Origin of the sequence: Sphingopyxis sp. (genome assembly GCF_965279725.1) — a bacterium.
Lineage (GTDB): Bacteria > Pseudomonadota > Alphaproteobacteria > Sphingomonadales > Sphingomonadaceae > Sphingopyxis.
In genome coordinates, this window is record NZ_CBDIIL010000003.1 from 924982 (window position 1) to 938886 (window position 13905).

The following is a 13905-nucleotide window of genomic DNA, read 5'->3' on the forward strand; positions in this document are numbered from 1 at the left end:
TCGGGCGAAGTATCCTCGACAAGCAGCGCGCGCGACCATATGGCGCCCACCATGCCCGACCGGGGCGGCAAGGCAAGATCAAAGACGGAGAGCAGCGGATATGACGGATAGCGGCAGCAACCTCGACCGGGTACTCGTGCTCGAAATGGTGCGCGTCACCGAAGCCGCGGCGATCGCCGCCGCCAAGCTGATCGGCCGCGGCGATGAAAAGGCCGCCGATGCCGCCGCCGTCGAAGCGATGCGCACCGCGTTCAACACCCTGTATATGGACGGCACCATTGTCATCGGCGAGGGCGAGCGCGACGAAGCCCCGATGCTGTTTATCGGCGAAAAGGTCGGCAACGCACCCGGGAAAGGCCCGAAGATCGACATCGCGGTCGATCCGCTGGAAGGCACCACGATCACCGCCAAGGCCGGGCCGAACGCCCTCGCGGTACTGGCCATCGCCGAAGAAGGTTGCCTGCTCAACGCCCCCGACGTCTATATGGACAAGCTGGCGGTCGGTCCCGGCTATTCGCCGAACATCGTCAATTTCGACAACAGCATCAGCGAGAATGTCGCCGCGGTTGCCAAGGAAAAGGGCTGCGGCCCCGATGGCGTCATGGTGTGCGTGCTCGACCGCCCGCGCCACGAAGCGATGATCGCCGAGCTGCGCTCACTTGGTTGCGGCGTCGCGCTGATCCCCGATGGCGACGTCGCCGGGGTGATCGCGACGACCAATCCCGAAACCAATGTCGACATCTATATGGGCAGCGGCGGCGCGCCCGAAGGCGTGCTGGCGGCCGCGGCGCTGCGCTGCGTCGGCGGTCAATTCAAGGGCCGCCTGCTGTTCCGCAACGACGACGAGCGCAAGCGCGCGGCCAAATGGGGGGTCGAGGATCTCGACCGCGTCTATGACCTGGAAGACCTGGCCAAGGGCGACGTGATCTTTGCCGCGACCGGGGTCACCGACGGATCGCTGCTGCGCGGCGTCAAGCACCGCCGCGACGGGGTGATGACGACGGAGACGGTAGTGATGCGCGCATCGTCGGGCACGGTGCGCTGGGTGCGCGGCGAGCATCGGTCGAGCTGACGCCCGAACGGTTCCGAGTAGAACAGCCGGGTGAGCAGCAACGGCCGATAGGGCTCAACCGCCTCGCTTCTGCGCCCGCGCCGCCTTGACCCCTTCGACAAACTCCTTCTCGTTCACTTTCACCGCCAGCCCGTTTTCCGACAGGAAAAACGCGGCGCGCGGCATCGTGATATTGCCGTCTCTGGTGGCCAGAACCGCGCCCCGCGGCGCTACCTCCTTGACCTTGCCGAGTACCGCGGCACCGTCGGCGCTGCGCACCTCTGCCCCCGGCTTCAGCGCCCCGTCGACCGCCGCCGCATCCGTCTGGGCTTCCTTCAGCACTGCCAGAATTTTCGCTTTCGGCGCTTTTAGCGCCAAACCTTTTTCGGTCTTCAAAAAGGCGTCTTTCGGAACCACCAGCCCGTTACCGTCGATCGCCACCGCGACTTTGTCGCCCGCAACCTTGACGATCTGGCCGATCTCTTCGCCGTCCTGGTCATAGACTTTGGTGCCGGGGGTCAATGAAGCGGGCGCTGGCGCCGCCGCCTTCTGCGCCTGTGCGGCGGGCGCGGACAGCGCTGCGCCAGCAAGGCACAGCGCGGCAAGCAGGCGGTGGTGCTTAGGCATAAGAAACTCCGGTCGAACGACGATGATTGTCCGTGTCGCATCACAGGGGGCCGCGCCAAATGGCATGTTGCCCGGCCGTGCACGGGACGCGGCGAGCCGACGGAGCCTGCTTAGACGACCGGCAGAAAGATTTTCCCGTGGCGCCGACCATCGCCCGCGAACGGATGCGACCGTTCGCTTGACCAGCCCATCCTCAAAAGATTCCGGCCGCGAGCCCCTCGGCCAATGCCGCGCCGAGATCGCGGGCTTCGGTCAGCCGACCGGCAGCGATCGTCTTCGGCGCCAATACCGCATCGGGCGTCTGCGCATCGGTGTTGACGATCACCGGGTCGGCAACGCGCTTCAGCCGCCAGCCGGTGGCGATGCGGTCGAGTTGGCGCTGGGCGTTTTCGCCGTCGGAGCCCGCGCAGATGATTGTCGCATAGGGGCGGCCTTCGAGTTTGCCGAGGCAGGGATAATAGCAGCGGTCGAACATCTCCTTCATCGTGCCGGACAGCGCGGCGAGATTTTCGGGGCCGACGAAAAGATAGCCGCCAGCGGCCATCAGCAATTCCGGCGTCACGTCATCCGCGGCGACGAGCTTTGCAGCCCCCGCGCCCACCGCCGCCGCCTGCGCGAGCGCTTCGCTGCCGCCGGTGCGGCTGTGCCAGGCGATCAACAGATAGGGTGCGTCGGTCATGGGCCGATGCTTGCCAAGCGCCGGGGCGCGGCGCAAGCTACCGCGAAATATGGGGGAGACATAAGATGCGCCGATTAACCGTCCTGCTGCTTGCCAGCACCCTGCCCTTTGCCGCCACTGCGCAGGACGCCGCGAGCGAGACGACGCGCAGCGCGCAGGCCGACCTCGCAAAACGCCTGCCGCTCGACGATCCGCGCGACATGGCGAACGCGACGCGCGGCAAGCTTGCCGAAATTCCCGGCGGGGTGATTCTGGGCAAGGACGGCAAGACGGTGTGGGACCGGCGGCCCTATGAATTTTTGAGCAGCGCAGCGGCGCCCGATACGGTCAATCCGTCGTTGTGGCGGCAGGCGCGGCTGAATGCCGTACATGGCTTGTTCGAAGTAGTGCCGGACAAGATCTGGCAAGTTCGCGGCTATGATATTTCGGTGATGACGATCATCCGCGGCAAGTCAGGGTGGATCGTCGTTGATCCTTTGTTGTCCGAGGAAGCGGCGGCGGCGGGGTGGAAGCTGTTCGCCGATACGGTCGAGGCCAAGTCGGGCCAGCGTCCGATCAAGGCGGTGATCTTTTCGCACAGCCACAGCGATCATTTCGGCGGCGTCGGCGGGATCGTCACCCCCGAACAGGTAAAGCGCGGGAAGATCCGCATCATCGCGCCGCACGGCTTTTCCGAGGAAGCGACCGCCGAGAATGTCCTCGCGGGCACCGCGATGGGGCGGCGGGCGCTGTATATGTTCGGGTCGATCCTGGCCCCCGGTCCGGCGGGACAGGTCGACACCGGGCTGGGGCCAAAGCTGTCGTCGGGGACGATCGGCTATATGGAACCGACCGAGACCGTCGGCGAAAGGGGCGGGACGCTGACCATCGACGGGCTGGGGTTCGACTTCCTCGACGCGGGCGGCACCGAAGCGCCATCGGAGTTCGTGTTCTACATTCCGGCTTACAAGGCGCTGCACACGACCGAGGTCGTCACCCACACGCTGCATAATGTGCTGACGTTGCGCGGCGCGCAGGTGCGCGATGCACTGCACTGGTCGAAGGTGATCGACGCGATGTTGCTGAAATGGGGCGGTACCGCGCAGGTGGCGCTGGCGTCGCACCATTGGCCGACGTGGGGCGCGGGCGAGGTCGCCGAATTGCTGACGAACCAGCGCGACGCCTATCGTTATGTCCACGACCGCACGCTGTTCCTCGGCAACAAGGGCGCAACGCTGCACGAGCTAGCCGACGCGACCGCCGAGGCGCCGGTGCAGAGCCGTGATTTCTCGACCCGCGGCTATTATGGCACGCTGAACCACGACATGAAGGCGGTGTATCAGCGCTATTTCGGCTGGTGGGACGGCAATCCCGCGAATTTCAACCCGCTGCCCCCCGAGCAATCGGCGCCCAAATATGTGGCGCTGGCGGGCGGCGCCGACAAACTGCTGTCGGCGGGCAAGGCAGCGATCAAGGCAGGCGATTATCGCTGGGCGGCGGAGCTACTGAACAAGCTGGTGTTCGCCGAGCCCGAGAACAAGGCAGCGCGCGCGGCGCTGGCGTCGGCGTATGACCAGTTGGGGTATCAGGCCGAGTCGGGGGCGTGGCGCAACTATTATCTCGCCGGTGCGGCGACGCTGCGCGGCAATGCGGTGGAGAATATGTCGGGCAATGGCCAGAGCCGGTCGTTCGTTAGCGCGATCCCCACCGCGGTGTTTTTCGATGCACTTGCGACGCGCTTCGACGCCGTAACAGGCAGCGCTTTGAAAGGGACGTTCCAGTTCGTTTTGCCCGACAGCAAGGAGGCGGTCGCGGTGGTCGTCGGCGGCGGGGTCGAGGTGCCGCGCTATGGCGTCACCGACCCCGCGCCGACCGCGACGGTCACGCTGAACCGCGCGACGCTCGACGATGTGATGCTGGGGCAGGCGCAGTTCCCGGCGCTGATGCGGTCGGGCGCAATCAGGATCGACGGCGACCGCATGGCGTTCCTGTCGTGGTTCGCACTCCACCCGCCCGCCGACCCGCGCTTCAATGTGGTTGTGCCTTGATGGCCCGAGCGACTAACGGAGGATTATGACCGACGCTACTGCCCATCCGACCGATCCCTTTGACCCCGAGGCGCTGAACGCCGCCGAGGGGCTTGACCCGGTCGATCCCGCCTTTGCCCATGTGCTGCGTATCTCGACGGCGCTGAACCTGATCCCGCTAGCGATCGGGGCGAGCGTGTTCGACTATCTGCTGATCCGGCACATCGAGGGACCATATGGCCTGATCACCGCAGCGGCGTGGCTGATCGCGATTATCGTGATCATGACCTTTCCGTCGCGGCGTGTGTCGCGCTGGGGGTACAAGATCGGCGAGGGACAGCTGCGCGTCGCGCGCGGGTGGCTGTTCCGCACCGACACCATCGTTCCGTTCGTGCGCGTCCAGCATATCGACGTCGGACAGGGGCCGATCGAACGCTGGTTCGGGCTGTCGCACCTGATCGTCCACACGTCGGGGACGCATAACAGCACGGTGACGCTGCCCGGGCTGCACGCTGACCTGGCCGCGGCGATGCGCGAGACAATCCGCCGACACATCCAGACGGACTTTGCATGAGCGAAGCTGACGCCGCCAAAACGAGCGAGGGAGAGCCGCATTGGCAGCGGCTGCACCCCGCGACGCTGGCGCTTGCCGTCGTCAAGCTGGGGCCGCGCTCGCTCAACTTTCTGCCCGCGGTCGCCGTGCTCGGCTTTACTAAAAACTGGATCTATATCGTCCCCGCGATCCTCGCCTTTCTGCTGATCTCGCTGCTTGCCGCGTGTTTCCAGTGGCTGCGCTTTCGGTTTGTGGTTGGCGACGATGAAGTCGCGATCGAAAGCGGGGTGTTCTCGCGCCAGCACCGCACCATCCCGTTCGACCGCATCCAGGACGTCAGCATCGAACAGGGGCTGGTGTCGCGCGCACTCGGCATCGCCAAGGTCGGGTTCGAAACCGGCGCGGGGGGCAAGGAGAATGACGCGCATCTCGACGCGATCGGGCTGGACGCCGCGCAGGCGCTGCGCACGACGATCCGCGCCCATCGCAGCAGCGAAGCGGTGGCGCCTGTCGTCGCCGACACGCCCGAAACACCGCCGGTTGCCGAAGACCGGCTGCTCTTTGCAATGACGCCGCGTCAGTTGCTGATTGCCGGATTATTCAACTTCTCGCTCGCCGCGCTCGCCGTCGTGGGCGCGGGCATGCAGTTTTTCGACGGCCTGCTGCCGTTCAAGTTCAATGTCTTTAACCCGATGGACTGGGTCGACGTCGCCGAGGATTATGGGCTGGATCAATGGTTCCTCGCGCATCGCTGGATCGCCGCGGTAGGCGGTGTGGTGTCGCTGCTGCTGATCGGTTTCGCGAGCGGCATCGCGACGATGTTTTTCGCCAACTGGGATTTCCGCCTGACCCGCGAGCCGCGCGCGCTGCGCCGGACGCGCGGGCTGACGACGCGCACCGACGTCGCGGTGCCGGTGCGGCGGGTGCAGGCGGCGATTATCGTCACCGGCTGGTTTCGCAAACGCTTCGGCTGGCACGAACTGCGGCTGCAAAGCCTGGCGAGCGACGGCGGCAAGGAAAAGGACCATCAGGTCGTCCCCTTTGCCAAGCTGGACGCGATCGACCCGGTGCTGACCGAAGTCGCGATCGTCCGCCCCGATCGCGATCAGCCGTGGCAGCACAGCCACCGCATCATCGCGCTCGGCGGGCTGATGGGCATGGTCGGCGCGAGCATCGGCGGGCTGATCGCGGTATCCTTCGGGCAGCCGCTCGGCTGGTTCGGCCCCATTATCGGCGTGCTGATCGGTGCCGGATCGCTGATCGGCGCGCGCTTCCACCGCTGGACCGACCTCGGCGAACAGGTCGCGATCCAGCGCGGGATGTGGAAACCCAAAATGACGCTGCTGCCGCATGCGTCGGTGCAGAGCGTCGACCTCAAGACCGATTTTATCCTGCGCCCGCTGGGCCTTGCGACATTGGTGTTCGGGGTTCCCGGCGGCAGTTCGCTCGCCAGCCACGAGATACCCGCCATCCCGCTCGCCACCGCGCAGGATTTGCGCACCCGTATCCTCGCCGCGCGAGCGCGACGGGAGCATATGGCATGAGCGGCGCCGCGCTGGGCATCACCCGATCGATCATGGGCCAGCCGTGGCACTGGCGGCGGATGAGCGCCGACATGGCACCGGAGAATCTGGCGCCCGATGATCTGGTCACCCAGTTGCTGCTGGCGCGCGGGGTGACGCGCGACGATCTTGACCGCCAGCGGACCCCGACGCTGCGCGGCTTCATGCCCGACCCGTCGCTGTTCCGCGACATGGACGCCGCCGCGGCGCGGCTCGCCGATGCGGTCGAACGGCAAGAGGCGGTGACGATCTTTGGCGACTATGACGTCGATGGCGCGACATCGGCGGCGCTGCTCGTGCGCTTGCTGCGCGGGCTCGGGCTGCCCGCGGGCGCCTATATCCCCGACCGCCTGATGGAGGGTTATGGCCCGTCGGGCGCGGCGCTGGTCAAGATCGGCGAGGCGGGGTCGAAGCTGGTCGTCACCGTCGATTGCGGCGCGCAGGCGTTCGAAGCCATAGCCGAAGCCAATGCCGCCGGAGTCGAGGTGATCGTCGTCGACCATCATCAATGCGCGTCGATCCTGCCGGAAGCGTTCGCGCTGGTGAATCCCAACCGCCTCGACGAAGCACCGGATGCCGCCATCCACGGCAATCTCGCCGCGGTCGGGGTCGCCTTTCTGCTCGGCGCCGCGCTGCTCCGGACACTCCGCGCGCGCGGCTTTTTCGCGAACCGCGACGAACCGGCACTGATCGACCTGCTCGACCTGGTCGCGCTCGGTACCGTCGCGGATGTCGCGCGGCTCACCGGTTTCAACCGCGCGCTCGTGACGCAGGGGCTGAAGGTGATGGCGCGGCGCGGCAACACCGGCATCGCCGCGCTGATGGACGCAGCGCGGCTGACCAAGCCGCCGACGGCAAGCGACATGGGCTTTGCATTGGGTCCGCGGATCAACGCGGGTGGACGCGTCGGCAAGTCCGACTTGGGCGTCCGGCTGCTGACGACGTCGGACCCGCAGGAAGCCGCCGACATCTCGCAGGAGCTCAACCGGCTGAACGAGGAACGTCGCGCGATCGAAGCAGGGGTGCTTGAAGAGGCGATGACCGCCAGCACCGCGTGCGGCAACGCGCCGGTCGCAATCGTCGCCAGACAGGGCTGGCACCCCGGGGTGATCGGCATCGTGGCCGGGCGCCTGAAGGAAAGACTGCACCGCCCCGCGATCGTCATCGCGGTGGGCGACGACGGCGTCGGCAAGGGGTCGGGCCGGTCGATCAGCGGCGTCGATTTGGGCGCCGCAATCCTCGCCGCCAAGGAAAACGGCTTGCTCATCGCCGGCGGCGGCCATGCGATGGCGGCGGGGCTGACCGTCGCGGCCGACAAGGTCGACGCGCTCGGTGCCTATCTCAACGACCGGCTTGCCGCCGATGTCGAACGCGCCAGCGGCGACAAATCGCTGTTGATCGACGCGGTGCTGGCGCCGCGCGGCATCTCTCCGCTCTGGTGCGATGCGATCGAGAGCGCCGGGCCTTATGGCGCCGGCTGGCCCGCACCGCGCGTTGCGACCGGGCCGGTGCGAATCGTCGAGGCGGGAATCGTCGGCACCGACCATGTCCGCCTGATCGTGTCGGGCGACGATGGTGCGCGGTTCAAGGCGGTCGCATTCCGCAGCGCCGAAACCGAACTTGGCCAGACGTTGCTCCACGCGCGCGGGGGACGCAAGCTGTGGCTCGCCGGCCGTGCCAAGCGCGACGATTGGGGCAGCCGTCCCGCGGCCGAACTTCACCTTGAGGATGCGGCATGGGCAGAGTGACGCGTCGTCCCGCAACATTTTTGCGCGCGCGGTCCGCCGCTGCGCTTGACCGCGCGGATATGCCCGTCTAATGCGCCGCTTCACCGAATGACGGCCCCTTCGTCTAGCGGTCTAGGACGTCGCCCTTTCACGGCGAAAACACGGGTTCGATTCCCGTAGGGGTCACCACGGTTTGGCGAGCGGTCGGCTCGCGCTATCGCGAAAAATTCCGACCTTGCGGCCCCTTCGTCTAGCGGTCAGGACGTCGCCCTCTCACGGCGAAAACACGGGTTCGATTCCCGTAGGGGTCACCAACCAGCGATTTTCGGCGAACCCGTGATTCCGGTTCAGCGGATCGGCAACAGCCGACCCGCCGGGGTTCGATTGCCGCAGGGGCCACCATCTTTCGATAGCACTAACCCACTCAGCGTCGTTCGTAGCGGTTGTCGGCGACCAGTTCCCAGCAGGTCGCGGTCGGATAGAGCAGCAGCTGACCATCGGTTGGGCCATCGGCTTCATAAGGCTGGCCGCTCAGATCCAAAGCGTTGCCCAGATCGTCGCCGCCTTCGGACTTGCCGTCATAATGGACGCGGGTCCATTCGACCGAAATCTGGTTGGCCTGGCTCTGGTTGAACGCCAGGATCACATACTCGTCCTTGTCGCCAGCGCGGGCGGGAACGACGCTTTTCCGGTAATAGTCGACCATCTGGATCGGAAAAACGCGGTAATCGCCCGCCGCGATCTTTTTTTCCTCGATCGCGGCATAGGGCGTGCGCGATGCGTCGAAGCGGCCGAAGTCGATCGTCGCCGCCGAATATTTGCGGCGCACCGCCGCCGACGAAATCATCGCGTCGAAAAAAGCCTTATAATCCTCAGCCTCGCAGGCGCTGGCCGCGGACGCGAGCATGATCGTGTCGGTTTCGTCGCGGGCAGCCGCAGCGGAGGGCGCGCTTGTCGTCGGCGTCGCTGCGGCGGGCGCGGCGACCTGATCCTCGGCGGCGGCCTCGCCAGCCGGACCGCCGCAGGCCGTCAACACGATCAGCGTCAGGGCAGTGAGCGTTTGGCGCATCGTCATATCCTCTTTATCTTTCAGCTAAGTCCATGATGTAACAGGCGGAAGGGAGAGGGCAACCCGTCTAACGCAGCCATCCTGCAGCCTGGGCCAGTTGCCGCGTTTCGGCGCAGTGGCGCTGCTTTTGCTCTTCGGTCAGGCGCGGCAATACTCGCGCATAGCCGCGGAGTTGCAGTTCGATCAGTCCCGGCGAAAGATCGGGCAGCTTTGCCGCGATAAGCGCCCGGATCGCCTTTTCATCGACGCGATATCCGCACAATTGCTGCGACGCGATGGCAATGGTCGTCCCGTCGAGAATCTCTGCCTCGCTATAGCGCGGCGGCGCTTGGGCGGCGGCGGGTATGGCCGACAGGCAAGCGATCAGGACGGCAAAGCGAAACGGGGGGTGCGCGGTTGTCATGGGGCGATCATGGCTGACGCGACGGCGGCCCGCTATGCGCTTGCACACACCGGTGCATCGCGAGCCCATCCGAAACGGCGCCATCGCCGAGCCTTTGTCGCTGGTCAGCGCGGGGTGCCGACGCCAGCACCGCCGGGTGAGCGATTTTGCGGGCCATATCCACCTGATCCTGCCCGACGCGACCGAGCGCGCCGCCTGTTTTCGCGCGCTGACCGCAGGCGGCGACCGGGTCGTTCGCAGCTTTGCGAGCGCCGACGACTGGCTCGATGCCGAAGCGGATCGCGATTGTCCGGGTGCCATCTTGCTCTTTCACTGGCGTCAGCCGGGCCGGGTCGGCGGCGCAGCGCTGCTCGACCGGATCGCGGCGCGCGCCGACGTCATCGCCTTTGTCGCCGCCGAGCAGTTGAGCATCGCCGAATCGCGCGCGATCCTGCGCGGCGGGGCGCACGACCTGCTGCCCGCGCCGCTCGACCCACGCCTGGTCCTCCGCGCCATCGACCGGGCGCTGACCGATCTGACCCGGCGGCAGACGGTGCTAAACCGGCAACGCGAGGCCGAGGCGCGGCTGGCGGCGCTGACCCCGCGCGAACGCAGCATATTGGACGCTATTGCCGCAGGGCAAAGCAACAAGGTGATCGCACGGCAGCTCGAATTGAGCCCGCGCACGGTCGAGGTCCACCGCGCCAATATCATGCGGCGCGCCGGCGCCGGCAATGTCGCCGAGCTGTTGCGATGGCAGTTCATCGCCGAGCAGGCGCACGGTGCGGCGGTCAATCCGGTCCATTATGGCGCATGATCGCGCGCCGGTGCGGCCAGCGTCGCGCCGCCCCGCCTATAAGGATGATGAACGGCGCACCGCCCCTGTGTTGGTCCCCATGGGCGCTGCCGTTCACCCGCAACGGGTCAACCCCACCTGACCCCGCGCGACCGACAGGGCCGGCAGAGGATGTTCCTTTTTCTGCCGGCCCTATTTATGTCCGGTCACTGCAGCGCGCTGGTCGGCGCGGCCCATCGAGAGCAGGATCGGGTCGGCGGCCTGCCGCGCCGCAAAGTCGGCCTTGCTGGCAATCCCCTGCCATCCAATAGCGATCAACGACTGCGCGATCGCGCCGCCCAGCGTGTCGCCGGGACCGGGCAGGATGATGACGTCGGGAGCAAACTCTTTCACCGCGACCTGCACCGATAGCGCGAAATCATAGGGCGCGAGGATCTGGTGGCCGAAGGTGTAATCGCGCACAGCGGCGGAATCGCCGGCGAAGCGGCGCCAGATATGGCCGCGGCCATCGATCAGCGGCAGCGCGGGGGTGCCGAACAGGGCGGCGGGTAGTTCGGCCTTCGCCTTGTCCGAACTGCCGACCATCAGCGGAGTGTGGAAGGGGCCGTGGCCCGCGAGGCGAAGCGGATCGCGCCCCGGCGTCGGCGGCGCTTCGGCGAGCAGCGCAGCAAGACCTTCCTCATTACCCGCAAAGACGAGCATCCCGGCGAGGTCGATCGACAGCGCGAGGGCGTGGCCGGGGCGCGAAGCGATAGCGGCGACGAGCGCGAACAGGGTTTGGCGCAGTCCCGGCACCGGGCGCCAATCCTCATCGACAACCTGTAGCAGGATCTGGCCGCCGGGGCCGTGGGTCTGGCTGTTTAGCCCCATCGCGTTGCTGATACGGAACCCGTTCGCGACTGACACCGCACCGCCGAGCGCCAGCGCGCTATACCAGCCCATCGAATTGCCCAGGGCCCCGACGACGTCGAATTTTTCGCGGTCGATGCTGAGATAATCGAGGACGGTCGCGGTGTAGATGAGCGGCGCCGCGACATCGCCGCGCATGTGCGTCGCAACGCTGAAACGCTCGGCGCCGTCGAGTTCGCTCACCGTCGGCTGGCCGCGGTCACGGCGCTGGGCGTCAAAGTGGGCGATGAGGTCGGCGAAGCGCGCGCCGTGCAGCCGCGCGATGCTGCCGAGTTCATTCTTGCCATAGGTGCCGCGGCCGGGGGCGACGACGAGCGCGGTCTTGCGCGCGGTCATGCGAGCAACTCCTTCGCCGCAGCGTAGATCGAATCGCGGCTCGGCAGGGTCAGCGTTGCGGCGCGACCCAGGGGAATGAAGCTGTCGTCGGCGGCGATACGTGCGAGTTTTTTGTCTGGCGTCTCTTCGACGAACAGCGCCATCAGCGCTTCGCTCTGCGATCCGGTGATCCGGCACTCGTCGACGATCAGGATGCGCTTCGCATCGCCAACCGCGGCAACGAGCTTCACCTCATCGACGGGGCCGAGCCAGCGCAGATCGATAACACGCGCCTTCACGCCCTCGGCGGCGAGCAGCTTTTCGGCCTGCTGCGACAAGTAAAAGCCGTTTCCATAGGTCACGATGGCCAAGTCGGTGCCGTCGCCATGGATACCGACATCGCCGAGCCGGATCGGTGTGCCATCGCCGGGCGCTTCATAGACGCTGGTCCACAGGCCGTCGCCTTCGTCATGCAGGTCGCGCGTCATGTAGAGCGCGATCGGTTCGACAAAGATGACGACGCGCTGTTCCTCGCGCGCCAGCCGGACGCATTCGCGCAGCATCGCCACCGCATCGCGCCCGTTCGACGGCACCGCGAGGATCACGCCCGGAATGTCGCGGAAAACCGCAAGGCTATTGTCATTATGGAAGTGGCCACCAAAGCCCTTCTGATATCCCAGCCCGGCGATGCGCAGCACCATCGGGTTGGTATATTGACCGTCGGAGAAGAAGCTGAGCGTCGCCGCCTCGCCGCGGATCTGGTCCTCGGCATTGTGGACATAGGCGAGGAACTGGATTTCGGGCATCGGCAGGAAGCCATTGTGCGCCATGCCGATCGCGAGGCCGAGGATCGCCTGTTCGTCGAGCAGGGTATTGACGACGCGCGCCGACCCGAAACGCTGGTGGAGCTTGGCGGTGACATTATAGACCCCGCCCTTCGGCCCGACATCCTCGCCCATCACGGCGATTTCCGGGTAGGCGAGCATCAGGTCGGCGAGCGCCCAGCTCAAGAGCCGCGCCATATGCTGCGGCTTGTCCATCGCGCCCGCGTCGCTGCCGAACATCACCTTGCGGTCCTCGTCCGACGGGGTGTTCGCGCGGGCGATGTCGCGCCGGGGCGGGACGATGCTTTTCATCACATGCGCCGGGGTGGTGATCTTGGGGCGCAGGATCGCCGCTTCGGCCTGCCGCGCGAGCGTGGCGCCGATCTCCTCATAGGCATCGGCGATCTCGGCGGGGGCCATCCATCCTTGCTGCGCCATCAGCGCCGCCCCCGCGAGCAGCGGATCGCGTGCCTCGTCAGCCTCGATCAGCGCCTTGGGCAGATAGGCGCCCTGTACGTCGGATCCGGCATGACCGTAGAGCCGCACGGTCGCCATGTGGAGGAACACCGGCTTGCGATACCGCCGCGCATAGTCGGCGGCTTCCGCTGCACCGGCATAGGCCGACGCGAGGTCGCTGCCGTCGCACTGGATATAGTGCAGCCCGGCGCGGTGGCGGAACTGCGCCTCGATCCAGCCGGTCGGGGTACGCGTCGAGATGCCGATGCCATTATCTTCGCACAGGAAAATCAGCGGCATCGGCGAGCCCTGGAACGCCGCCCAGCCCGCGGTATTGAACGCACCCTGCGCGGTCGAGTGATTCGCCGACGCATCGCCGAAACTGGTCAGCACCACCGCGTCGTCGGGCAGCGGCAGCCCGGTCATGCCGAGGCGGCGCGCGATGCCGATCGAGAACGCCGCGCCGACCGCTTTCGGCAGATGCGAGGCGATCGTCGAGGTCTGCGGCGGGATATTGAGCGGTTTCGACCCGATCACCTTGTGCCGCCCGCCCGAAATCGGGTCGTCGGATGAGGCGGCAAAGCTGAGCAGCATGTCCCAGGTCGGCGTCCCGCCCGGAAGCTGGCGCGCGCGATGCAGCTGGAACGCGTTCGAGCGATAATGGAGAAACGCCATGTCGGTGACGCGCAGCGCCGCGGCGACCGCGGCATTGCCTTCATGCCCCGACGATCCGATCGTATAAAAGCCCTCACCGCGTGCCTGCAGCGTCCGCGACAGCCGGTCCATCTGGCGGCTGGTCAGCTGCGAGAGGAAAATGTCGGTAGCCTCGGCGCGAGAGAGGCCGGAGGCAGCAGGATCGGGCGCATCGGCGCGATCGGGCAAGCGTCCACCCGCCAGCGCGGCGAGGAATTTTTCATGTACTGCCTGCGCCGCGTCCACCGACATCCTC

At 66.6% G+C, this 13905-nt stretch carries 12 protein-coding genes and 2 tRNA genes; 8 read left to right on the forward strand and 6 right to left on the reverse strand.

The features are described from left to right. Window positions 1-100: 100 nt before the first annotated feature. Window positions 101-1072 (forward strand): class II fructose-bisphosphatase, encoded by a 972-nt coding sequence (gene glpX, locus ACQY6T_RS13300; RefSeq protein WP_428631397.1) that lies wholly within the window; start codon window positions 101-103, stop codon window positions 1070-1072. 54 nt (window positions 1073-1126) lie between these two features. Here glpX and ACQY6T_RS13305 read toward each other — a convergent pair whose 3' ends face one another. Together ACQY6T_RS13305 and ACQY6T_RS13310 are read right to left on the reverse strand one after the other, a co-directional pair. Further along, window positions 1127-1678, reverse strand: a complete 552-nt coding sequence (locus tag ACQY6T_RS13305) for a hypothetical protein (protein ID WP_428631399.1) — start codon at window positions 1676-1678, stop codon at window positions 1127-1129. A gap of 193 nt (window positions 1679-1871) precedes the next feature. Continuing rightward, window positions 1872-2357, reverse strand: a complete 486-nt coding sequence (locus tag ACQY6T_RS13310) for a flavodoxin family protein (protein WP_428631401.1) — start codon at window positions 2355-2357, stop codon at window positions 1872-1874. A 65-nt stretch (window positions 2358-2422) separates the two neighbouring features. On the opposite strand from ACQY6T_RS13310, the gene ACQY6T_RS13315 reads away from it, so the two are divergent. The 6 genes from ACQY6T_RS13315 to ACQY6T_RS13340 all read left to right on the forward strand — a co-directional run bounded on the left by ACQY6T_RS13315 (window position 2423) and on the right by ACQY6T_RS13340 (window position 8519). Beyond that, window positions 2423-4384, forward strand: coding sequence for an alkyl/aryl-sulfatase (locus tag ACQY6T_RS13315; RefSeq protein WP_428631403.1), 1962 nt, complete (start codon window positions 2423-2425; stop codon window positions 4382-4384). A gap of 25 nt (window positions 4385-4409) precedes the next feature. Beyond that, window positions 4410-4937 carry a PH domain-containing protein gene (locus ACQY6T_RS13320; RefSeq protein WP_428631405.1) on the forward strand — a complete coding sequence of 176 codons (528 nt, stop codon included), beginning with the start codon at window positions 4410-4412 and terminating at the stop codon, window positions 4935-4937. Continuing rightward, window positions 4934-6460 carry a PH domain-containing protein gene (locus ACQY6T_RS13325; RefSeq protein ID WP_428631407.1) on the forward strand — a complete coding sequence of 509 codons (1527 nt, stop codon included), beginning with the start codon at window positions 4934-4936 and terminating at the stop codon, window positions 6458-6460. Before ACQY6T_RS13320 ends, ACQY6T_RS13325 begins: the two co-directional genes overlap by 4 nt. Next, window positions 6457-8226 carry a single-stranded-DNA-specific exonuclease RecJ gene (gene recJ, locus ACQY6T_RS13330; RefSeq protein ID WP_428631409.1) on the forward strand — a complete coding sequence of 590 codons (1770 nt, stop codon included), beginning with the start codon at window positions 6457-6459 and terminating at the stop codon, window positions 8224-8226. Before ACQY6T_RS13325 ends, recJ begins: the two co-directional genes overlap by 4 nt. A 92-nt stretch (window positions 8227-8318) precedes the next feature. Further along, window positions 8319-8394, forward strand: a tRNA-Glu gene (locus ACQY6T_RS13335). Window positions 8395-8444: 50 nt separating this feature from the next. Beyond that, window positions 8445-8519, forward strand: a tRNA-Glu gene (locus ACQY6T_RS13340). Window positions 8520-8629: 110 nt separating this feature from the next. Here the strand turns inward: ACQY6T_RS13340 and ACQY6T_RS13345 are convergent. Further along, a complete protein-coding gene (locus tag ACQY6T_RS13345; protein ID WP_428631411.1) occupies window positions 8630-9280 on the reverse strand; it encodes a hypothetical protein in 651 nt (216 codons plus the stop codon). A 61-nt stretch (window positions 9281-9341) separates the two neighbouring features. Continuing rightward, window positions 9342-9677: a hypothetical protein gene (locus ACQY6T_RS13350; protein ID WP_428631412.1), complete on the reverse strand. Its 336-nt coding sequence runs from the start codon at window positions 9675-9677 to the stop codon at window positions 9342-9344. A gap of 136 nt (window positions 9678-9813) precedes the next feature. Here ACQY6T_RS13350 and ACQY6T_RS13355 point away from each other — a divergent pair, with 136 nt between their 5' ends. Beyond that, a complete protein-coding gene (locus tag ACQY6T_RS13355; RefSeq protein WP_428631415.1) occupies window positions 9814-10473 on the forward strand; it encodes a response regulator transcription factor in 660 nt (219 codons plus the stop codon). A 171-nt stretch (window positions 10474-10644) separates the two neighbouring features. On the opposite strand, the gene ACQY6T_RS13360 is transcribed toward ACQY6T_RS13355, so the two are convergent. Both ACQY6T_RS13360 and ACQY6T_RS13365 read right to left on the reverse strand, forming a co-directional pair. After that, entirely contained in the window at window positions 10645-11697 is a 1053-nt protein-coding gene (locus ACQY6T_RS13360) for an ACP S-malonyltransferase (protein WP_428631417.1), read from the reverse strand. After that, on the reverse strand, window positions 11694-13901 hold the full coding sequence (locus tag ACQY6T_RS13365; RefSeq protein ID WP_428631419.1) for a thiamine pyrophosphate-dependent enzyme: 2208 nt from the start codon (window positions 13899-13901) through the stop codon (window positions 11694-11696). The genes ACQY6T_RS13360 and ACQY6T_RS13365 overlap by 4 nt, the downstream gene beginning before the upstream one ends. Window positions 13902-13905: the final 4 nt, after the last annotated feature.